21 protein-coding genes and 8 tRNA genes are annotated in these 20,179 nt (G+C 53.5%); 8 read left to right on the top strand and 21 right to left on the bottom strand.

The genetic code is table 11. The annotated features are described in order from the left end of the window. Positions 1–155 precede the first annotated feature (155 nt). The 4 genes from kdsA to K0J45_RS14915 form a co-directional block, all read right to left on the bottom strand. Positions 156–1,004: a 3-deoxy-8-phosphooctulonate synthase gene (gene kdsA, locus K0J45_RS14900; RefSeq protein ID WP_220043122.1), complete on the bottom strand. Its 849-nt coding sequence runs from the start codon at positions 1,002–1,004 to the stop codon at positions 156–158. A 51-nt stretch (positions 1,005–1,055) separates the two neighbouring features. After that, the gene (locus K0J45_RS14905) at positions 1,056–2,333 is read right to left on the bottom strand and encodes a DUF819 family protein (RefSeq protein WP_220043123.1); all 1,278 of its coding nucleotides are present in this window, start codon (positions 2,331–2,333) and stop codon (positions 1,056–1,058) included. Positions 2,334–2,458: 125 nt separating this feature from the next. Then, complete coding sequence (locus tag K0J45_RS14910) at positions 2,459–3,247, bottom strand: transglutaminase family protein (protein WP_220043124.1); 789 nt, start codon at positions 3,245–3,247, stop codon at positions 2,459–2,461. Beyond that, positions 3,247–3,633: a SirB2 family protein gene (locus tag K0J45_RS14915; RefSeq protein ID WP_011866704.1), complete on the bottom strand. Its 387-nt coding sequence runs from the start codon at positions 3,631–3,633 to the stop codon at positions 3,247–3,249. Before K0J45_RS14915 ends, K0J45_RS14910 begins: the two co-directional genes overlap by 1 nt. Positions 3,634–3,755: 122 nt before the next feature. Here K0J45_RS14915 and K0J45_RS14920 point away from each other — a divergent pair, with 122 nt between their 5' ends. Next, positions 3,756–4,181 carry a GNAT family N-acetyltransferase gene (locus tag K0J45_RS14920; RefSeq protein WP_258406702.1) on the top strand — a complete coding sequence of 142 codons (426 nt, stop codon included), beginning with the start codon at positions 3,756–3,758 and terminating at the stop codon, positions 4,179–4,181. A gap of 129 nt (positions 4,182–4,310) precedes the next feature. On the opposite strand, the gene K0J45_RS14925 is transcribed toward K0J45_RS14920, so the two are convergent. The 4 genes from K0J45_RS14925 to hemA all read right to left on the bottom strand — a co-directional run bounded on the left by K0J45_RS14925 (position 4,311) and on the right by hemA (position 7,973). After that, positions 4,311–4,553, bottom strand: a complete 243-nt coding sequence (locus K0J45_RS14925) for a hypothetical protein (RefSeq protein ID WP_220043125.1) — start codon at positions 4,551–4,553, stop codon at positions 4,311–4,313. A gap of 168 nt (positions 4,554–4,721) precedes the next feature. Then, entirely contained in the window at positions 4,722–5,585 is an 864-nt protein-coding gene (gene prmC, locus K0J45_RS14930) for a peptide chain release factor N(5)-glutamine methyltransferase (RefSeq protein ID WP_220043126.1), read from the bottom strand. A 38-nt stretch (positions 5,586–5,623) separates the two neighbouring features. Next, positions 5,624–6,709: a peptide chain release factor 1 gene (gene prfA / locus K0J45_RS14935; protein WP_144203669.1), complete on the bottom strand. Its 1,086-nt coding sequence runs from the start codon at positions 6,707–6,709 to the stop codon at positions 5,624–5,626. Between the two features lie 13 nt (positions 6,710–6,722). Continuing rightward, entirely contained in the window at positions 6,723–7,973 is a 1,251-nt protein-coding gene (gene hemA / locus K0J45_RS14940) for a glutamyl-tRNA reductase (protein WP_011866710.1), read from the bottom strand. A gap of 319 nt (positions 7,974–8,292) precedes the next feature. On the opposite strand from hemA, the gene lolB reads away from it, so the two are divergent. The 3 genes from lolB (at position 8,293) to K0J45_RS14955 (ending at position 10,797) form a co-directional block, all read left to right on the top strand. Further along, positions 8,293–8,943, top strand: coding sequence for a lipoprotein insertase outer membrane protein LolB (gene lolB, locus K0J45_RS14945; protein WP_220043127.1), 651 nt, complete (start codon positions 8,293–8,295; stop codon positions 8,941–8,943). Then, a complete protein-coding gene (ispE, locus tag K0J45_RS14950; protein ID WP_220043128.1) occupies positions 8,930–9,784 on the top strand; it encodes a 4-(cytidine 5'-diphospho)-2-C-methyl-D-erythritol kinase in 855 nt (284 codons plus the stop codon). The genes lolB and ispE overlap by 14 nt, the downstream gene beginning before the upstream one ends. Before the next feature lie 65 nt (positions 9,785–9,849). After that, complete coding sequence (locus K0J45_RS14955) at positions 9,850–10,797, top strand: ribose-phosphate pyrophosphokinase (RefSeq protein ID WP_041407381.1); 948 nt, start codon at positions 9,850–9,852, stop codon at positions 10,795–10,797. A gap of 180 nt (positions 10,798–10,977) precedes the next feature. On the opposite strand, the gene K0J45_RS14960 is transcribed toward K0J45_RS14955, so the two are convergent. The 13 genes from K0J45_RS14960 to K0J45_RS15020 form a co-directional block, all read right to left on the bottom strand. After that, positions 10,978–11,304 carry a hypothetical protein gene (locus K0J45_RS14960; protein WP_258406703.1) on the bottom strand — a complete coding sequence of 109 codons (327 nt, stop codon included), beginning with the start codon at positions 11,302–11,304 and terminating at the stop codon, positions 10,978–10,980. 12 nt (positions 11,305–11,316) lie between these two features. After that, a complete protein-coding gene (locus tag K0J45_RS14965) occupies positions 11,317–11,799 on the bottom strand; it encodes a hypothetical protein (protein ID WP_258406840.1) in 483 nt (160 codons plus the stop codon). 245 nt (positions 11,800–12,044) lie between these two features. After that, positions 12,045–12,129, bottom strand: a tRNA-Leu gene (locus K0J45_RS14970). A gap of 54 nt (positions 12,130–12,183) precedes the next feature. Further along, positions 12,184–12,258, bottom strand: a tRNA-Gln gene (locus tag K0J45_RS14975). Between the two features lie 45 nt (positions 12,259–12,303). After that, positions 12,304–12,388, bottom strand: a tRNA-Leu gene (locus tag K0J45_RS14980). Positions 12,389–12,520: 132 nt separating this feature from the next. Continuing rightward, positions 12,521–12,597, bottom strand: a tRNA-Met gene (locus tag K0J45_RS14985). Positions 12,598–12,617: 20 nt separating this feature from the next. Next, a tRNA-Gln gene (locus K0J45_RS14990) sits at positions 12,618–12,692 on the bottom strand. A 25-nt stretch (positions 12,693–12,717) separates the two neighbouring features. Next, positions 12,718–12,792 (bottom strand) — tRNA-Gln (locus tag K0J45_RS14995). A gap of 48 nt (positions 12,793–12,840) precedes the next feature. Beyond that, positions 12,841–12,925: transfer RNA gene (locus K0J45_RS15000), tRNA-Leu, on the bottom strand. An 89-nt stretch (positions 12,926–13,014) separates the two neighbouring features. Then, positions 13,015–13,091, bottom strand: a tRNA-Met gene (locus K0J45_RS15005). Positions 13,092–13,358: 267 nt separating this feature from the next. Further along, the gene (gene ychF / locus K0J45_RS15010) at positions 13,359–14,450 is read right to left on the bottom strand and encodes a redox-regulated ATPase YchF (RefSeq protein ID WP_011866716.1); all 1,092 of its coding nucleotides are present in this window, start codon (positions 14,448–14,450) and stop codon (positions 13,359–13,361) included. Between the two features lie 70 nt (positions 14,451–14,520). Further along, positions 14,521–15,108: an aminoacyl-tRNA hydrolase gene (pth, locus tag K0J45_RS15015; RefSeq protein ID WP_220043130.1), complete on the bottom strand. Its 588-nt coding sequence runs from the start codon at positions 15,106–15,108 to the stop codon at positions 14,521–14,523. Between the two features lie 103 nt (positions 15,109–15,211). After that, a complete protein-coding gene (locus K0J45_RS15020) occupies positions 15,212–16,348 on the bottom strand; it encodes an FAD-dependent monooxygenase (RefSeq protein ID WP_434086968.1) in 1,137 nt (378 codons plus the stop codon). Between the two features lie 255 nt (positions 16,349–16,603). On the opposite strand from K0J45_RS15020, the gene K0J45_RS15025 reads away from it, so the two are divergent. The 4 genes from K0J45_RS15025 to ybeY all read left to right on the top strand — a co-directional run bounded on the left by K0J45_RS15025 (position 16,604) and on the right by ybeY (position 20,178). Beyond that, positions 16,604–16,906: a hypothetical protein gene (locus K0J45_RS15025; protein ID WP_220043132.1), complete on the top strand. Its 303-nt coding sequence runs from the start codon at positions 16,604–16,606 to the stop codon at positions 16,904–16,906. A 98-nt stretch (positions 16,907–17,004) separates the two neighbouring features. Next, positions 17,005–18,429 carry a tRNA (N6-isopentenyl adenosine(37)-C2)-methylthiotransferase MiaB gene (gene miaB / locus K0J45_RS15030; RefSeq protein WP_011866720.1) on the top strand — a complete coding sequence of 475 codons (1,425 nt, stop codon included), beginning with the start codon at positions 17,005–17,007 and terminating at the stop codon, positions 18,427–18,429. A 242-nt stretch (positions 18,430–18,671) separates the two neighbouring features. Further along, on the top strand, positions 18,672–19,715 hold the full coding sequence (locus K0J45_RS15035; RefSeq protein ID WP_144203653.1) for a PhoH family protein: 1,044 nt from the start codon (positions 18,672–18,674) through the stop codon (positions 19,713–19,715). Next, positions 19,705–20,178 (top strand): rRNA maturation RNase YbeY, encoded by a 474-nt coding sequence (gene ybeY, locus K0J45_RS15040; protein WP_434086939.1) that lies wholly within the window; start codon positions 19,705–19,707, stop codon positions 20,176–20,178. Before K0J45_RS15035 ends, ybeY begins: the two co-directional genes overlap by 11 nt. The last annotated feature ends 1 nt before the right edge of the window (position 20,179 follow it).

A 20,179-nucleotide genomic window follows, 5' to 3' on the forward strand; every position in this document is an offset into this window, starting at 1 on the left:
GAGCCGTGTGATTAAGCCTTAGGACGATGGCAAGCTAAAGCGCAGGTGCCTGAGACAATTTAACGGACAACAAAAAGCCCCGCACAGGCGGGGCTTCAGCATTATGTCGACCTCGATGTCGACCTAGATTAACAGCAGTCTGAGTGAAGGCTCGCTTACTTGCTGGTATCGATTGGGTCGAAAGACTTCACCAGATCGTCGATTGCCTTCATCTGGGTCAAATAGTTTTCCAGCTGATGCAGTGGCAAAGCACATGGGCCGTCACACTTGGCATTGTCTGGATCCGGGTGCGCCTCGATAAACAGACCCGCCAAGCCAAGCGCCATGCCGCTACGGGCCAGCTCGGTGGCCTGGGCACGACGACCGCCTGCGCTATCGGCACGTCCGCCTGGACGCTGTAGGGCGTGGGTTGCATCGAAGATCACTGGGTAACCCGACTGCTTCATCTCATCCATGCCCAGCATGTCGACCACCAGGTTGTTGTAACCGAAACAAGAGCCGCGCTCACACAGGATGATCTCGTCGTTACCCGCCTCGTTAAACTTGGTGATGATATGACGCATCTCATGGGGCGCCAGGAACTGCGGCTTCTTCACGTTGATGATGGCGCCAGTCTTGGCCATGGCGACCACGAGATCCGTCTGACGTGCCAGGAAGGCGGGCAGCTGAATGATATCCACCACCTCGGCCACCGGCTGGCACTGGTAGGGTTCATGCACGTCGGTGATCAGCGGCAGCTTAAAGGTATCCTTAATCTCCTGGAAGATCTTCAGTCCCTCTTCCATGCCTGGGCCACGGTAAGAGTTCACCGATGAGCGGTTAGCCTTGTCGAACGATGCCTTAAACACATAAGGGATCCCCAGCTTCTGAGTAACTTCCGCATAGGTCTCTGCGATCTGCATGGCCAGGTCTCGCGACTCGAGCACATTCATGCCGCCAAACAGGACAAAAGGCTTGTCGTTTGCAATTTCAATGCTACCTAACTTTATGGTTTTATTACTCATCGCTACTTCTCTCTTAAGAAGCCGGGGCAAGCCCGGCAGGAATCAAATTCTTTATTGGGCCACGACCTGCAGTATCTGACCACACACCCACGCCATATAGGTGCCTACAGCATAGCCTAATACGGCCAGGAGTACACCGACAGGTGCCAGGGCCGGATGGAAGGCCGCGGCCACCACGGGCGCCGAGGCCGCGCCGCCGACGTTGGCCTGACTGCCCACCGCCATGTAAAACAGTGGCGCGCGGATAAGCTTGGCCACCAGCAACATGAAACCGGCGTGGACTATCATCCAGATGATGCCGATGGCGAAATACCAGAGGTTGGCCGGGTCAAACAGTTTGAACACATCCATATGCAGGCCGATCGTCGCCACCAGGATATAGAGGAACGCCGAGGCGACCTTAGAAGCCCCCGCCGCCTCAAGATGGCGCACAGGAGTGAAGGACATGGCCAGGCCAATGGTAGTCACCGTCACGATCAGCCAGAAGAACTTAGAGGTCAGGCTGTAATCGCGAGTCCAAGGATAGTTGGCCTCGAAGAAGGGGCCAAGGAAATCGGCGATCACATGGGCCAGGCCCGTGATACCAAAGCCCACGGCGACTATCATCATCAGATCTCGCAGGCTGGCGATACGGGCGTTTTCTGCGTGATACTTCTCCACCTTCTGCTTGAGGGTCTCGATGGCGCGGGTATCGGCGCCCGTCTTGGCATCGATCTCCTTGGCCTTAGAGGCCATAAACAGCAGCACCGCCATCCAGATGTTGGCCACGATCACATCGACCGTCACCATGATGGAAAAGATGTTGCCACCGGCCTCGTAGATCTCCTTCATCGCCGCCTGGTTGGCGCCGCCGCCGATCCAGCTGCCGGCCAGGGTAGTCATGCCGCGCCAGACCGCATCTGGGCCAGTCACTCCGAGGATCTCAGGGTTGAGGGTCGACACGATGAGTAAGGCAATTGGCCCCCCTATCACTATGCCGACGGTACCGGTTAAAAACATCACAATCGCCTTGGGGCCAAGGCTTAGGATCGCCTTGAGGTCGACACTTAAGATCAGCAGCACCAGACAGGCGGGTAACAGGTAACGGGAGGCGACAAAATAGAGGTTTGAGGTATCGCCATCCAGGATATTAAAGGAGTTGAGCAGAGAAGGCAGGAAGTAGCACAGCAGCAGCGCAGGAATGAAACGATAGAACTTCACCCAAAATGGGTGCTGGCTGCTATTGGTATAAAACACGAATCCTAAGATCACCGCCAACAGGCCCAGGCCCGTGGCATCATTGGTGACTAATGCCGTGGCGTCATTGCTGACTATCGCGGTACTGCTCATCTCTTCTCCCTTTTATTTTGTATGGGTTATTTATTGTTGTAGTTATAGTGGTGGCCGCTAAAGCCGATTGGCAATCGCGGCAAATTTCGCCCCGCGCCTAGCCTTCCTGGCCTCGACGCTAAGGGTTAATGATAGACCTCAACCTCGTCGTTGAGCTCTTTTAACTGTAATTTGACCAGCTCGGTCACTGGGTCATGGGGACTGTTATCGACAAAGTGTCGCAGGTCCGCCGCCGCGACGCTGATACAACCTAGCTGCTGGGCGATAAAGGCCCGCTCCCGGTTAAGATTCAGGTCATCTTGGTGCCACTGCAGCAATAAGTTACAGCACTCCATGGCGCTCTCAAACTTGCTCGCCAGGATGGCGCCGGCCTTGAGCTCATGCAGCATGCGTGACAGCAGGCGCTTGAGGCTCGCAGGCTTCAGATAACGCGGCTTAAAAGGCGCGCCATTGCCTAACTCGCCGCGCACCAACACATGCAGTTGATGACGAGTCAGGGATTGCCCGGTGAGCGGGTCGATATAGCGCACCCTATCGTCGATACGACAGCTCAGCACTGTGGTGCCCGGCAACAGCAGCGGCTGCAACACCAGATCCAGTTGCTTACCCAGCAGCATAAGCACGCTTGCCAGGGTGGTACTGTTACCCTGCCGCGTGGTGATGCAGCTGGCGAGATCCGCCGCCTCGATACTGAAATAGGACTCTCGCGCACAGAAGCCGAGATCCTGATAGAACCATTGCAACAGCGCCTCGAGACGGGCTTCTCTGTCGACCAGATAGTGGCTAAGTACAGAGCCCGCTAGCTCGTACCAGGCCCACTTAGCCGCTTCCTTATCGGAAAATCCCAGATGCTCGGAAATATCAAAGGCGCTCTCTGGAAGGGAGAGCGCCTCGTTTAAGATCAGGTTTGTCATTAGCTCATTAATATTGCTTGTTTAAACATGGCAATTTTCGCAGCGTACATCACCCAGGCCAGCGCGCCTAGGGCGGCGAAGGTCTTGAAGAGTTTGTTACGGTTAGCCTTAAGCGAGATAGCCGCCAGGAAGATGTAAGCGATCACTGCGCCTATCTTCTCGGTCAACCAAGCATCCTGAAACGGATACTGCTTGATGATGAAGCATAAGGTTAGGCCGGAGAGCAGCAGGAAGGTATCGATCACATGGGGCGCTATCTTAACAAATTTCTTGTCCATGATGGCTGATTGTTTAAGATGCAGCACAAATCGTACGATAAAAAACAGCACACTCACGGCAATCAGGGTGAGGTGTATATGCTTAATAGCTGGGTATAAACTGTCCATTATATCTTCTTTCGTGGCTCGCAAAGGCGCTAGTGTACCCGATCAAAGGCCGGGGCACCAATATCATACTCTTGATTCTTAGCGATAATGCCGCCAGATAATTTTCATACAGGAAACGTCACTTGAATACAGATAGCAAAATTAACTTTACCCATGATGACTCCGATGAATTCGCCGACAGGGTGAAACAAAAAATCGCCGAGTTTAACTGGCAGCGTTGGGAGGTGAGCGAGCGCTTACCCCTAGGGCTTAAGCTGGAGAATGAGGCAGGAGAGATGATCGCCGGCCTGTCGGCGCGCACATTCGGCAACTGGCTGATGATAGATAACTTCTGGGTGAGCGAGTCGCTCAGAGGACAACAGATTGGCAGCCAGATGTTACAAGAGGCCGAGCGTATCGCCAGGGATCGAGGCTGCATCTATGCCATCTTAGATACCCTAAATTTTCAGGCACGTCCCTTCTACGAGGCCAGAGGCTATCGACTGGAGTGGACTCAGAAACAATACCCGGCGACGGGTTGCAAGTACTTTATGACCAAGACGCTCTAAGCGAGCAAATCTAAGCGATTAAATCTAAGCGAGCCAGCTTTAGCGAGCCAGCCTAAGTTAACCAGCCTTAGAGAATCAATTTTGACCGCCTGAGGCTTCTTCAAACAGTAGCGGCTTCTCCTTTAAGCGCTACTGGCCCTCGGCTTCTTTTAACGCCTTGGCCCGCTTCTCGGCCTCCTCCTGCATCATGGCGTTCATCTCCTTTTCGAAGGTGGCGATTTCATCCGGGCGGGTCGGCACCTTAGGGCCAGTGCCTTGACTGGCCTCCAGGGCCGCCTCGGTCTGCTCGCTGAGCACAGGTTGCTTGGCGAGTTGCTGATAATACAAGAGGCCGATGATTAACAAGGCCAGTAACATAGCGATCATTTTCATGGTGTTTTCCTGAGACGCTAGGTCAGCCCTAGCCTGCGACCTGTTGAGTATGGACTATCCTGGGAGGCATTAAAACAGAACGACAATATTACGAAAAGAAAACGCCACAGGCTCAGGCCCATGGCGTTTTTAGTGTCGCGCGGTGAAGTGCTAGCGCTGCGGCTTAAGCTAAGAAGCTATCAAATCCAACTTTCTTGGCCAGCGACCCAGGGTGCACCTGTCGTTGCTGCCAAAATCGCGTACTGTAGCGACCGCCTCGTAACCCAGCTCGATCATCTTATCGCGCACCGTAAGAGCCTGGCCGAAACCATGCTCAAGCAGCAGATAGCCGCCGGGCGCCAGATAATCGCGAGCGGCCTCGGCGATGTAGAAGAGATCCGCATAGCCATGTTCTCCTGCGGTGAGCGCGCTATGGGGTTCGAAGCGCACGTCCCCTTGGGACAGGTGCTCATCTTCCTCATCGATATAGGGCGGATTGGAGACGATCAGGTTGAAGTCATAACGATTGATGGCATCGAACCAGTCACTCTGCAACACCTCCACCTGAGGCAGCTTAAGGTTGTCACGGTTGGCCTTGGCCAGGGCAACGGCCTCGAGCACCTTATCTACCGCGGTGATCTGCCAGTGGCTACGCTCGAAGGCCAGCGACAGGGCAATCGCCCCGGTACCAGTCCCCAGGTCCAGCACCTTAGCATTCTCCGCCAGCGGCAGGTTAAGGGCCGTCTCTACCAAAATCTCGGTATCCGGGCGCGGGATCAGCGTGGTGGGGTTGACCATGAAGGGCAGCGACCAGAACTCCCGCTCACCGACGATGTGAGCGATGGGAGTACCTAACTCGCGGCGACCGACCATCTGCTTATACTCGGTCACCTGCTCGCTGGTCAGACGCTCGTCTGGCCAGGTATAGAGATAACTGCGCTGCTTATGAATGATATGCAGCAGCATCACCTCGGCATCGAGCTTGGCACTGTCAGACACATTCTGGAGTCGAGTCGAGGCCCATTCGAGGGCCTGTGCTAACGTCTGGAACAAAGCTTATCCTTAATCACCTTGCGGCAATGATAGCATGATTAACCTTCGGAAAGGGCTGCTAACATGTCGGCTTGGTTTTCCTGCATCAAGGGGCCGAGGATGGCATCGAGGTCGCCTTCCATCACTTCGCTGAGGCGATAGAGGGTCAAGTTGATTCTGTGCTCGCTCACACGTCCCTGAGGGAAGTTATAGGTACGCACACGCTCCGAGCGGTCACCACTGGCCACCAGGTTACGACGTGTCGATTCCTCTTCACTGCGGCGCTTCTCATCTTCCACCGCCTGAATTCGGGCGGCCAAGACGCTCATGGCCTGGGCGCGGTTTTTATGCTGCGAGCGCTGATCCTGACACTCCACCACGATACCCGAAGGAATATGGGTAATACGAATAGCAGAATCTGTCTTGTTAACGTGCTGACCACCGGCGCCCGAGGCTCGGAAGGTGTCGACCTTAAGGTCGGCAGGATTGATTTCGATCGCTTCAGCTTCTGGGATCTCAGGCATTACCACCACGGTACAGGCCGAGGTATGCACACGTCCTTGAGATTCGGTTTCAGGCACGCGCTGTACGCGGTGTCCGCCCGACTCGAACTTGAGCTTGCCATAGACGCCATCGCCTGAGACTTTAACGATGATCTCTTTGAAGCCACCATGTTCGCCTTCGTTGGCGTTCATGATCTCCATCTGCCAGCGGTTTGCCTCGCAGTAGCGGCTGTACATGCGGAACAGGTCACCGGCAAAAATAGCCGCCTCGTCGCCACCGGCACCGGCGCGGATCTCGAGGAAGGCGTTGTTGTCATCTTTAGGATCTTTTGGCAGCAGCAGGATCTGCAGCTCGCCTTCCAAGACATCCAGGGTCGCCTTGGCTTCTTTAATCTCTTCTTGCGCCATCTCTTTCAGATCGGCGTCATCTTCGGCGAGCATCTCTTGCGCCGAGGCAAGATCTTCTTCGGCCTGACGGTAAGCCTTGAAGCTCTTTACCACGTCTTCGAGTTGAGAATACTCTTTGGACAGAGCGCGAAAACGCTCCTGATCGGCGATGATTTCCGCATCACTCAGCAGCGCCAAAACCTCTTCATTACGCTCAAGCAAGCCTTCGAGCTTGCGAATAACACTGTCCTTCATTACAACGCTAACCTTAGTCTTTATCTAGTCCGAGCGCTGCTCTTAATTGTCCTAAGCTATTGAGGTCACCGCGGCGACTCGCCTGGGTGAGCGCCTGGGTCGGGGCGTGGATCAACTTATTGGTCAACTTGTTCGCCAGTTCCAGTATTAGCTGCTCGCTATCACCACCCTGGGCCAACTTATTGATCGCTCGCTCGACCAACTCATCTCTTATCGCCATACTCTGGCTTCGGTATTCACGGATGCTGTCGACCGACTCTAACGATCGAATCCACTCCATGAAATGATGAGATTCCTCTTCAACAATTAATTCAGCTTTCTCGGCCGCCTCACGTCGGGAGGCCATATTCTGTTCAATGATGCTTTGCAGATCGTCAACCGTGTATAAGAAGGCATCGTCCAGATCGGCAACTTCGGCCTCGATATCTCTAGGAACTGCTATATCAACCAATAACATAGGTTGATGACGACGCTGCTTAAGCGCTTTTTCTACCATGCCTTTACCCAGTATAGGTAATGGGCTGGCGGTAGAGGATATCACGATATCGGCCTTAGGGAGAAAATCTGGTATCTGTTCGAGCGTAATTGCCGTCGCACCGAACTCTTCACACATGGCTTCGGCGCGGGAAATGGTACGGTTGGCGACTATCATGGAGTCGACACCATTGTCTTTCAGGTGGCGTGCCACCAGCTCTATGGTCTCACCGGCGCCGATCAGCAGCACCTTAGTGGCGCTCAGCGCCGAGAAAATATGTTTGGCCATGCTCACAGCCGCAAAGGCGACCGATACGGCGGCGGCACCGATCTCTGTCTCGGTGCGCACCTTCTTGGCCACCGAGAAGGTATTTTGGAACAGTCTGTCCATGGTGACCGCAACCGTGCCGGCCTCTTTGGCCTTCACGAAAGATTGCTTCACCTGACCTAAGATCTGCGGTTCGCCCAAAATGAGCGAGTCGAGTCCCGACGAGACTCGCATCAGATGCTGTACCACCTGCTGCCCCTGATACTTGTACAGGCAGGGCAATACGTCATCATGAGATAACTGATGATAAGACTCCAGCCAGCTGATCACATCCGCCTCATCACCCGTGTTGCAATAGAGCTCGGTGCGGTTACAGGTCGAGACGATCACCGCCTCCCCTGTCTTAGTCCGACTGGCAAGACTCTTCATCGCTTCATGAATTTTATCAGGCGCAAACGCTACCTTTTCTCGTAGGTCTACAGTGGCTGTTTTATGATTAATACCGATTGCTACAAGGCTCATCTGACTCTTTCTGGTCTCTAGGGTCTGTTAATCTTGCGAGTTCATTGACTACCGGCCATAGGCCCGAATCATCTCACTTAATGCCAGTCATTCTACGCAATTGAGTCGACTAAAAACAGAATACGCTTAACAAAACCGAACAATAATCTGGCTTGTCACAACTTTTTTCTATTAAACCTGAGGCTTAAAATCAAGCCATCAGGCCTAGGCGAAAATTAGCCATTGCTAACCCTAGCCTAGGCTGGCAGGAAATTTGGGATTAGTCGTTGGTATTTAAAGTCAGCCCTCGTATGATATGCGCTAGTGATTTTAGCCATAGATGAATAATTTGAACTACTTCACAAAAATTTCGGCAAGCTGTGCGGCCTTAGCGCTAATGACCCTCGCCGGCTGTGCCTCCCACAAACCGATCGACTACGCCCCAACACAGGTAGAAAGTGCTAACCAGGCAGAGGCCTGGGAGCTACAGGGCAAGTTGGCGGTGCGCACCCCGGACGATAAATTCAGCACCAACCTCTACTGGTTCCATACCCAGACCAATGACGACCTGACCCTGACCACTATGCTGGGCACCACTGTCATGATCCTTAACAAGACCCCTAATCAGGCGAGCCTGGAGATAGAAGACAAGGTGTATCAGGACAGCGACGCCGAAGAGCTGCTCAGGCACCTCACCGGCTGGTCGATTCCGGTCGACACCCTGCCCCTGTGGATCACGGGGCAGGTTTCCGCTCAGGATGAGGTGGTCGCCGTCGATGAACAGGGTCGCCCCAAGGAAGTGCTCAACCACACGGGCAGCAGCCCCTGGCACGTCAGCTTCAACAGCTGGCAAGAGCAGAGCGGCGCCGAGCTGCCGAGACTGCTGCAGCTAGAGCGCGACGACATCCGTTTAAAGCTACAGGTCAGCCAGTGGCAGGCACTGACACCCAAGCGCGCATCACAACCGGAATCGACAGATGACAAGCAATAGATCCACCGCCTGGCCGGCACCGGCTAAACTCAACCTGTTTCTCCACGTCAACGGCCGCCGCGCCGATGGCTACCACGAGCTACAGACCCTGTTTCAGTTTATCGACTACTGCGACTACCTGGATTTTGCCGTCAATGACAGCGGCAAGCTCTCCCTGCATTCCGAGATGGAAGCTGTTGTTGCAAATAGCGATAACTTAATTCTAAAAGCTGCAAAATCTTTACAGGAGTACACAGGTACCCATCAAGGCGCCGAGATCTGGCTGGATAAAAAACTACCAATGGGCGGCGGCATAGGTGGCGGCTCATCCGATGCGGCAACCACACTGGTCGCCCTGAATCATCTGTGGCAGACTCAATTATCACAGGATGAACTGGCGAAAATTGGCCTGTCCCTTGGCGCTGATGTCCCTGTTTTTATTAATGGTTTAGCGGCATTTGCCGAAGGGGTCGGCGAGAAGTTGATCCCGGTCGAGGCGCCGGAAAATTGGTACCTAATCCTGACCCCGGATGTTCACGTTTCCACCGCCGAGGTGTTTAACGATCCCCTGCTACCACGGGATACGCCTAAGCTCTCCATGAATGATTTAATGAGCAGTGACTGGCACAACGATTGCCAACCCAGAGTCGCCGAGCGATACCCCCAAGTTGCCAAAGCATTGGCGTGGCTGATAGAATATGCGCCGTCCAGAATGACGGGAACCGGAGCATGTGTATTCGGTATCTTCGACACACGCCAGCAGGCAGAGCAGGTTTTTGCCAAATTGCCGGCGGGTTTGTGCGGTTTCATCGCCAAGGGGACAAATAAATCACCATTAGCGTTGCGCTTAACGCAGCGCTAAGTTCATGCGGGATAGCCTAGGTTATCCCGACAATTACAATGAAGCATACGCCTGAGGTCCATACAGTGCCTGACATTAAACTATTTGCTGGTAACGCAACCCCCAGTCTCGCCAAGAAGATAGCAGATCGCCTATTTTGTAAACTCGGAGACGCTGAGGTTGGCGTTTTCAGTGACGGTGAAATCAGTGTCCAGATTAACGAAAATGTACGTGGGGCGGATGTATTTATCATTCAATCTACGTGTGCACCTACTAACGATAACCTGATGGAACTTATCGTTATGGTAGACGCGTTACGTCGCGCATCTGCTGGCCGTATTACTGCGGTTATTCCTTACTTCGGTTACGCTCGTCAAGACCGTCGTGTACGCAGTGCTCGTGTACCTATTACCGCTAAGGTAGTCGCCGACTTCCTATCAAGCGTTGGTGTTGACCGCGTATTGACCTGTGACCTGCACGCCGAGCAGATCCAGGGCTTCTTCGATGTACCTGTAGATAACGTATTCGGTAGCCCTGTGCTGCTGGAAGACATGCTGGCTAAGCAGCTGGACAACCCAGTCGTGGTTTCACCAGATATCGGTGGTGTGGTACGTGCACGCGCCGTAGCTAAGCTACTGGACGACTCAGATCTGGCTATCATCGACAAGCGTCGCCCACAGGCAAACGTTGCTCAGGTGATGCACATCATTGGTGACGTTCAAGGCCGCGACTGCATCATAGTCGACGACATGATCGACACTGGCGGTACCCTGTGTAAAGCAGCCGAAGCACTTAAAGAGCACGGTGCTAACCGCGTATTCGCTTACGCCACTCACCCAGTATTCTCAGGCAACGCGCCTAAGAACATCGCCGAGTCTGTGATCGACGAAGTGATCGTGACCGACACCATCCCACTAAGTGAAGAGATGGCGGCACTGGATAAAGTGACTCAGCTGACCATGTCTAGCGTGATGGCTGAAGCTATCCGCCGCGTAAGCAACGAAGAGTCTATCTCTGCGATGTTTAAGCACTAATCACCCGCTTTCAAGGGTAACGAAAAAAGCCACTCAATCGAGTGGCTTTTTTGTATCTAGCATGACTTAGTGTCAGCGAATGCTTATCTATGCCTACTCTTATCTGACCGTGCGCCTCAAGGCGTCATCCCGTACCGCCAGGGTAAGATCATAGGCGATGGTGCGGCGCAGTTTGACCAGCTAGCCACTGACCTTGCCCATATCGACGTCACAGTTCTTGGTGCAGCCTTCGCGCTTGGCATCGATCAGCGTGATGGCGATGCCCTTGTCACTCTCTACCAGCTCGACGTTTATCTCGTAGGTCTTGTAGCTCAGTCTGGCGAAGCGTTTGTCCCCCTCACGCTCGAAGCGCCAGTGGTTGCGAGACACGGCCTTGTCCAGCATGTCATCGTAATCTGTCACATAGCTGCCCAGTGGAATGGGATCTTGATAGAGGTGCAGCCCCTGTGCCTGCAATGGCGCTGCAAGGCTTAGACCTATGAGCATTCCTAGCATAATCTTTTTCATCTTCACGCTTCCTTAACGCATTTGCAGCTGTCTGGCGATGCTGGCTCTGAGGTTCTTGATGTAGTTGAAGTAGCCTCGGCCATTCTTATAGCAGATCCCGTCGATGAGATTTGCGCACTGATAATCGCCCAGGGCATCTTGATACTTGAGCTGCACCAGGGACTCGTCGTATTCGATGCGCATCACATTGGTGTCGCCGCGATAGTCGAAGCGCGCCAGGATATAACCCTCGCCCTCGCCGTCATACACCCAGGCGAAACCCTTGGTATTCAGCATGCCCATCAAGATGGCGTAGCGAGTCTTATCTAACCCTATGTTGTGGGTCTCTATCTCTTGATGCACTGCGCGAATATAACGGTCGGAAGACTTAGGCTTGGTGTTTTGTTTTATCGTTAGCGCGCTGGGCTGGGCCAGCACCAGAGGGCTAATCATGAAAGAGCTAAGCGCCAGTAGGCTCAGGCCACAGACTAATGTTTTAATGCTCAAGGTTGTCACTCCCTGTGATAATAAAAAACTCATGCTATCACAGGGGCCTAGCAGCGACTAGCCAGTTAGATCAAAGCTTGAGTCGGCTTGTGACTTGAGGGCTTCTCTCAAGGGTTGAAGCGATGCTTAAATCTCGAATCAGAGGGGGCAGATTCAGGCCTGATAGGCAACTGATAGATAAGCAAACGACAGATAGGTAAAAGACAGATACAAAAAAGCCTGTCACTTGGACAGGCTCTTTGCAATCTTAATAATGGTACGGGAGGAGAGACTTGAACTCTCACACCTTGCGGCACCAGAACCTAAATCTGGCGTGTCTACCAATTCCACCACTCCCGCATCGCTTTACATCTGATTAGATGGCTTAGTTTAACATCTTAAGCTAGATAAAAATGGCTGGGGTACTAGGATTCGAACCTAGGAATGCCGAGATCAAAACCCGGTGCCTTACCGCTTGGCGATACCCCAACAAGCTCGACTTAGATTACAGGAAACACCTATAACCTCAAATAATGGTACGGGAGGAGAGACTTGAACTCTCACACCTTGCGGCACCAGAACCTAAATCTGGCGTGTCTACCAATTCCACCACTCCCGCTTAGCATCTAGTTTTATATCTTGATGAAGATTCTAGTCATATGTCTGAGCCGGGGCTCAACTAACTAGCAGACCTCAAGTTTTACATCTTGAGCAGATGGCGCCGATAACGGCGGATTTACCTGAAATAAGATGGTAGCTATGGCGGGACTTGAACCTGCGACCCCAGCATTATGAGTGCTGTGCTCTAACCAGCTGAGCTACATAGCCACATTTATCTTACTGATAAATGGCTGGGGTACTAGGATTCGAACCTAGGAATGCCGAGATCAAAACCCGGTGCCTTACCGCTTGGCGATACCCCAAGAATTAAATTAAGCAAGAGGAAAATGGCTGGGGTACTAGGATTCGAACCTAGGAATGCCGAGATCAAAACCCGGTGCCTTACCGCTTGGCGATACCCCAATTTTCTTGCTTAAGACTAAAGGTAGACAACCTCTAGTCAAAAATAAATGGTACGGGAGGAGAGACTTGAACTCTCACACCTTGCGGCACCAGAACCTAAATCTGGCGTGTCTACCAATTCCACCACTCCCGCACTGCTTCTAGTTTTACATCTTGAACAGATGGTGGCCATTACTGTCGGGACTCAGTCCCTGCCACTATCAATTTTACATCTTGAAAGGATGGTAGCTATGGCGGGACTTGAACCTGCGACCCCAGCATTATGAGTGCTGTGCTCTAACCAGCTGAGCTACATAGCCATCGATATTTCGCGCCCCTCTTGCTGAGGAACGGGGCGTATTATGCTTATTCAGCGTAGGCAGGTCAACAGCTTTTTTTCGCTAATTTAAACTATCTTAGCCGTTCGCCTATAAACTCACCAAAGTGAACAGGCCTTATGCAATTCGCCCCTAAAAACCTGCAATTAACGCCTATTTTTCCCCGTGGGATAAAGCAAAACGGCCCGATATGAGTATCGAGCCGCCTAAGCGTTTATTGGTTTTCGCCGCCAAGAACGGCGTCAACTGCTAAACGTTGAAGAGGAAATGCATCACATCGCCATCTTTAACCACATAGGTCTTACCTTCGACGCGCAGTTTACCCGCTTCTTTGGCACCCGCCTCACCCTTGTAGGCGATGAAATCGTCATAAGACATCACCTGGGCACGAATGAAGCCACGTTCGAAGTCGGTGTGGATAACGCCAGCCGCCTGCGGCGCACAGGCGCCAACTGGCACTGTCCAGGCGCGAACCTCTTTCACACCGGCGGTAAAGTAGGTGTGCAGATCCAGCAGTTGGTAACCGGCGCGGATCACGCGATCTAGACCAGGCTCTTCCAGGCCAAGGTCGGCCATGAACTCGTCACGGTCTTCAGGATCCATCTCGGCCAGCTCAGATTCGATCGCCGCACACACGGCCACGACTACCGCATTCTCTTTCGCCGCGATCTCGCGTACCGCATCCAGGTGTGGGTTGTTCTCGAATCCATCTTCGGCAACGTTAGCGATATACATGGTTGGCTTGAGGGTCAGGAAGTTAAGGTAGTTAACCGCCGCCAACTCCTCTTTGCTCAGATCCATAGAGCGCAGCATGTGACCTTCGTCTAGTACTGGGCGCATCTTCTCGAGTACGCTCACCTCGAACTTAGCATCTTTGTCGCCGCCCTTGGCACGCTTTTGCTGACGCAAGATGGCGCGCTCGCAAGAATCTAAGTCAGCCAGTGCCAGTTCGGTGTTGATCACCTCGATGTCGCTCGCAGGGGAAACCTTGTTGGCGACGTGTACGATATTCTCATCTTCGAAACAACGCACCACGTGACCGATAGCATCGGTTTCACGAATGTTTGCCAGGAACTTGTTACCCAGACCTTCCCCTTTCGAGGCACCCGCCACTAGGCCGGCGATATCGACGAATTCCATGGTAGTCGGCAGAACACGTTCAGGCTTAACGATTTCCGCCAGGGCCTCCAAACGTGGATCCGGCACAGGTACCACACCCGTGTTAGGCTCGATCGTACAAAACGGGAAGTTTGACGCTTCGATACCCGCCTTAGTCAAGGCGTTGAACAGAGTCGATTTACCTACGTTTGGTAGGCCGACGATGCCACATTTAAAACCCATATTATTACCTTTATTTAATTAACCTTATCGCCGAGGCGATAATAAAGCTGTTCATTGCCGACGAATCGACTTAACCGGCCTTGTAAGAGTGCAACCTGTGCATCGCCTTACTCATGTCTTCCTTAAAGAGCACCTCGGTGGCGCGCACCGCCTCGTCAATCACCTCTTCGATGAGGCGTTGCTCGGTCTGCGGCGCCTTACCCAGCACATAGTTGCTGACCATGCTCTTGTCGCCTGGATGGCCAATGCCGATCCGCAGTCGATAGAAACCTTTGTCGTTAGCGAGCTTGGCGATGATGTCTTTGAGGCCGTTATGACCACCGTGACCGCCGCCCAACTTAAACTTAGCCACACCTGGGGGCATATCCAGCTCATCGTGAGCCACTAAGATCTCATCGGGAGCAATACGAAAGAAGTTTGCCAAGGCCGCCACCGACTTACCACTGAGGTTCATAAAGGTGGTTGGGATCAAAAGGCGCACATCTTTACCGTACAGGGTCGCCCTGGCGGTCAGGCCATAGTATTTGCTGTCGGCCACCAGGCTGACACCACATACCCGTGCCAGCTCGTTGACATACCATGCACCTGCGTTGTGCCGAGTCTGCTCATATTTGTCGCCTGGATTAGCCAAGCCTACGATAAGCTTTATATTGCTCATTTCACCCTTGTCCATTCGCAAGTGCCAATAAAAAACGCGGCATTTTAGCACTCAATCGAGTCGGCAACAAATTTATCCCAGACAAGGACAATATGGCCGGAGCTTATAGCCCCATGGCGTATTTCAGTACCTTCTGCTTGATGGGCCCGTCTATGTTCGCCAGCTTGAGGGCGCCGTTTCGCAGTAGTTTCAGCGGCAAGAGCTCGTTACTAAAGCCGGCGTAGAAGAGATCCATGGTGGTCATCATCAGCTGATTGTCGGTGTAACGCGTAGCCTGATAGGCCTTGAGTACCTCGTTATCCCACCAGCATTTATGGTTAGCAATGGCATCGGCGAAGGTGTCTATCAGGGCGCTGACATCCTTAAAACCCAGGTTGACGCCCTGGCCGGCCAGCGGGTTGATGGTATGGGCGGCGTCCCCCAAAATGACCAGGTGATCGTCAAAGTAGCGCTGGGCGTGGCGACGGGTCAGCTTGAAGCTTCCCTTACAGAGCACCTTGAACTCACGCGCCAGACGTTTAGGAAAATGGGCATCTATCTGCTCATACAGCGCCTGATTGCTTAGGCTTTGCAGCTGAGCGATACGACTGGCATCGTCATACCACACCAGGGAGGCGTGCTTACCCGGTAGCGGCAACAGGGAGCGCGGCCCCTTAGGGGTAAACTGCTGCCAGGTGACATCCTGCTCTTCCTGCTCGGTGGCGATATTGATCAGCATAGCCGACTGGGCGTAATCCCAACCCGTCACGCCGATCCCTGCCCACTGGCGTACCTGAGAGTTGGCGCCATCGGCCCCCACCAGCAGTCGCGTCTCTATCTCGCTACCATCCTCCAGGGTGAGGCGAATGCCGCCTTCCATGCGGGCAAACTGGCTGACCTTGGCGGGGCAAAGCAGACTGAGATTGTCATGTCGATCAAATTGTTGCCACAGGGCCAGCTGCACCAGACGGTTCTCGACGATGTGTCCAAGGTGAGAGGCGCCTATCTGATCGCTATGAAACTGGGTGATGCAACCTTTCATCTCCCAGGTCTCTAGCCCCTTGTAAGCCACCTGACGCATCTCGCCGAGTGCCGACAGGGCGCCGAGGCGCTCGAGCAACTGCTCGGAGGCCACGCTGATGGCCGATACCCTAAGATCCAGTTCCTGCTCATTGTCATAGGCCTTGGGCCCATAGGCCTCAACCACCGCCACCGACAGGCCAAGCTGCGCCAACCCGAGGGCCGTCGCCGCCCCCACCATACCGCCGCCTAACACGACAACATCTTTCACTAAGGTCTTGCGCTGGTTCTGACTCACCTTGGGTTCGACTCCCTACTTCTTATTACCAAATATGTCACATCGACGGATTGCGTGTATAAATGTTACCAGGCCGGCAACTACTCACACTCAGTTACAAAGGCGCGGCGCATAACAGCATTTGCGCCTTTACACTCTCAGTTCACAGCTAACTTGCAATACAGCTATCCATTACTGCTGAGTGTCACGGAGTGTCCTATGAAAAAGTTACTGCTAGCCAGCCTAATCACCGCCGCCAGTCTAGTGCCGGCCTCGGCCTTTGCCACGCCCACCTCTGGGATGGAGAGGATGACTGTAACCTATCGCAACTCGCTTGATTATGCCCTATATCAATATACGATTGAATTAATGAGCCATTATAGGGCGGAGATCCAAACAAGCATACAGCGTCAGGCCAAAAACAGCAGCCAGGCGATGGCCGATGCCTTCTTTACTCAGACGCCCGAGGCGCAGGTCGCCCTGGTGGATTTCCCGGTCAAAGGATCCGCGCGCACCGAGTAAATTCATCCTTATGACGTGCAAAAGCTAGCCAGCAGGCGGCGCAGAGGGTAAAATGTCGCGCTATTTTTCCCAGTAGTTGCAACAACGGCGCAAAACTGATGAGTAAGAAACTCCACATTAAAACCTGGGGCTGTCAGATGAATGAGTATGACTCATCAAAGATGGCCGACCTGCTCGACGAATATCAAGGCTACACCTTGACCGAAGAGGCCGAGGAAGCAGATGTACTGCTACTCAATACCTGCTCGATTCGCGAAAAAGCACAGGAAAAAGTATTCCACCAGCTGGGTCGCTGGAAGACGCTAAAAGACAAGAACCCTAACCTTATCATAGGTGTAGGTGGCTGCGTGGCGTCTCAAGAAGGTAAGGCAATCAAAGACAGAGCTCAGTGTGTCGACCTGATCTTCGGCCCACAGACGCTACATCGTCTGCCAGAGATGATCGAACAGATCCAGCAAGGCGGCAAGGCAGTCATCGACGTCAGCTTCCCCGAAATTGAAAAGTTCGACCGCCTGCCAGAGCCGCGCGCCGAGGGCCCGAGCGCCTTCGTCTCCATCATGGAAGGCTGTAGCAAATATTGCTCTTTCTGCGTGGTGCCATACACACGCGGTGAAGAGGTGAGCCGTCCGGTGGACGACGTGATCCTAGAGATCGCTCAGCTCGCCGAGCAAGGCGTGCGTGAGGTTAACCTGCTAGGCCAGAACGTAAACGCCTATCGCGGCGCGACCCACGATGACGATATCTGTACCTTCGCCGAGCTGCTACGTTATGTGGCCGCCATCGACGGTATCGATCGTATTCGTTTCACCACCAGCCACCCTATCGAGTTTACCCAAGACATCATAGACGTGTATGAAGACACGCCTGAGTTGGTGAGCTTCCTGCATCTGCCGGTACAGTCAGGTTCAGATCTGATCCTCACCCAGATGAAGCGTGGTCACATGGCAATCGAATACAAGTCGATCATACGTCGTCTGCGTAAGGCAAGACCCGACATTCAGATCAGCTCTGACTTCATCGTCGGCTTCCCTGGTGAGTCTAAGCAGGACTTCGCCGATACCATGAAGCTGATTGAAGATGTGCAGTTCGACCACAGCTTCAGCTTTATCTACAGCGCACGCCCGGGCACGCCGGCATCGGATCTACCCGATGATGTCTCGCTGGATGAAAAGAAGGAGCGCCTGGCGATACTGCAAGACAGGATCACCCAACAGGCGATGCGCTACAGCCGTCAGATGCTGGGCACAGTGCAGCGTATCCTGGTTGAAGGCCCATCGGTGAAGAACCCGATGGAGCTGCGTGGCCGCACCGAAAACAACCGCGTGGTAAACTTCGAAGCCGATCCTAAGCACATAGGTAGCTTCGTCGATGTCGAGATCGTCGATGTGTTTACCAACTCGCTGCGTGGCAAGTTCATTCGCGGCGAAGATGAGATGGACCTGCGCCGTGACCTGCGCCCATCAGACATCCTGGCCAAGCATAAGAAAGATGACGATCTTGGGGTGACTCAGTTTATCCCTTAGGCAACATCTTAAGTGCGAATTGAAAGCGACCCCAGGGTCGCTTTTTTATTGCACATTTCTAACGCGCATTTTTGCTGCGCCTTGAATCCATAAACCTTTTAAGGGCGGCGAATTTTCAATCAAATAGTGCAATCAAATAGCATTAGCAATTAAACTTAATGCCTCGTAAACTGTCACTATAGTCTGTCGGACATGACACCCGACGGCACACGCATTCACGACAAACGCAACTGGAGCTATTTTTGTCAAACAAACTCACCACGCTCAATCTGTATCTCGAGCCGTCTGATACCCGTAGGCTAGCGTCGCTCTGCGGCCCCTTTGATGACAACATCAAACAACTCGAGCGTCGCATAGGCGTCGAGATCAACTATCGCAATAACCATTTTCAAATTGTCGGTCAGGCCCGCAACTGCCTGACGGTCAATAATCTGCTCAAAGAACTCTATATCGAGACGCAGCCGGTACGCGGCAGCACGCCAGACCTCGAGCCCGATAAGGTGCATATGGCGATACAAGAGGCGATCGCCCTGGAGGCCGACGCCCCCCGCGACGACAAAGAGCTCTATATCAAGACCAAGCGCGGCGTGGTCAAGCCCCGCAACCCTAACCAGAGCGATTATGTGGCCAACATAGTGCGCCACGACATCACCTTCGGTATCGGTCCGGCCGGTACGGGTAAGACCTACCTGGCGGTCGCGGCGGCGGTCGATGCCCTGGAGCGTCAGGAAGTGAGACGCATACTGCTGACCCGCCCTGCGGTCGAGGCCGGCGAGAAGCTCGGCTTCCTGCCAGGCGATCTCAGCCAGAAGGTCGACCCTTACCTGCGTCCCCTGTATGACGCCCTGTTTGAGATGATGGGTTTCGAGAAGGTCGAGCGCCTGATCGAGCGCAGCGTCATCGAAGTCGCGCCCCTGGCCTACATGCGTGGCCGTACCCTGAATGATGCCTTCATCATCCTGGATGAGAGTCAGAATACAACTGTGGAGCAGATGAAGATGTTCCTCACCCGTATCGGTTTCAACTCCCGTGCGGTGATCACCGGCGACATCACCCAGATCGACCTGCCCAAGCATCAGAAGTCAGGCCTACGCCATGCAATCGAGGTGCTTAGCGAAGTCGACGAGGTCAGCTTTAACTTCTTCCAGGCCAAGGATGTGGTGCGCCACCCCGTGGTGGCCCGTATCGTCGAGGCCTATGAGGCGCACGATCAAAAAGTCGCCAGCGAAAAGGCCAAGCGCGAGAGCCAGTTTAAGGCAGAGGAGCCTAAGCACCATGATGCCTGATAGCCCAATAGCACTGTACCTGGATCTACAGGTTGCGACCCAGGCCGAGCAGCTACCGACCCAGGAAGAGTTCGAGTCTTGGGTACGTCTGGCCCTTGGCAACGTCATGCCCGAGGCCGAGATGACCATACGCCTGGTGGATGAGGCGGAAAGTCAGCAGTTAAATCATACCTATAGAGGCAAAGACAAGCCGACAAATGTGCTATCATTCCCGTTCGAGTCGCCGCCGGAGGTTGAACTGCCTCTGCTGGGCGACTTAGTGATCTGTGTGCCTGTGGTCGAACAGGAGGCTGAGATCCAAGGAAAAAGCCTTACAGCCCACTGGGCCCACATGGTTGTACATGGTTGTCTGCATCTGCTAGGGTATGATCATATTATCGATAGCGAAGCAGAAGAAATGGAGTCTTTAGAGACTCAACTTATTGAAAGTTTGGGATTTCCTAATCCTTACAAGGAGCAATAGC

Origin of the sequence: Shewanella alkalitolerans (genome assembly GCF_019457575.1) — a bacterium.
In the GTDB taxonomy this organism is placed as follows: domain Bacteria; phylum Pseudomonadota; class Gammaproteobacteria; order Enterobacterales; family Shewanellaceae; genus Shewanella; species Shewanella loihica.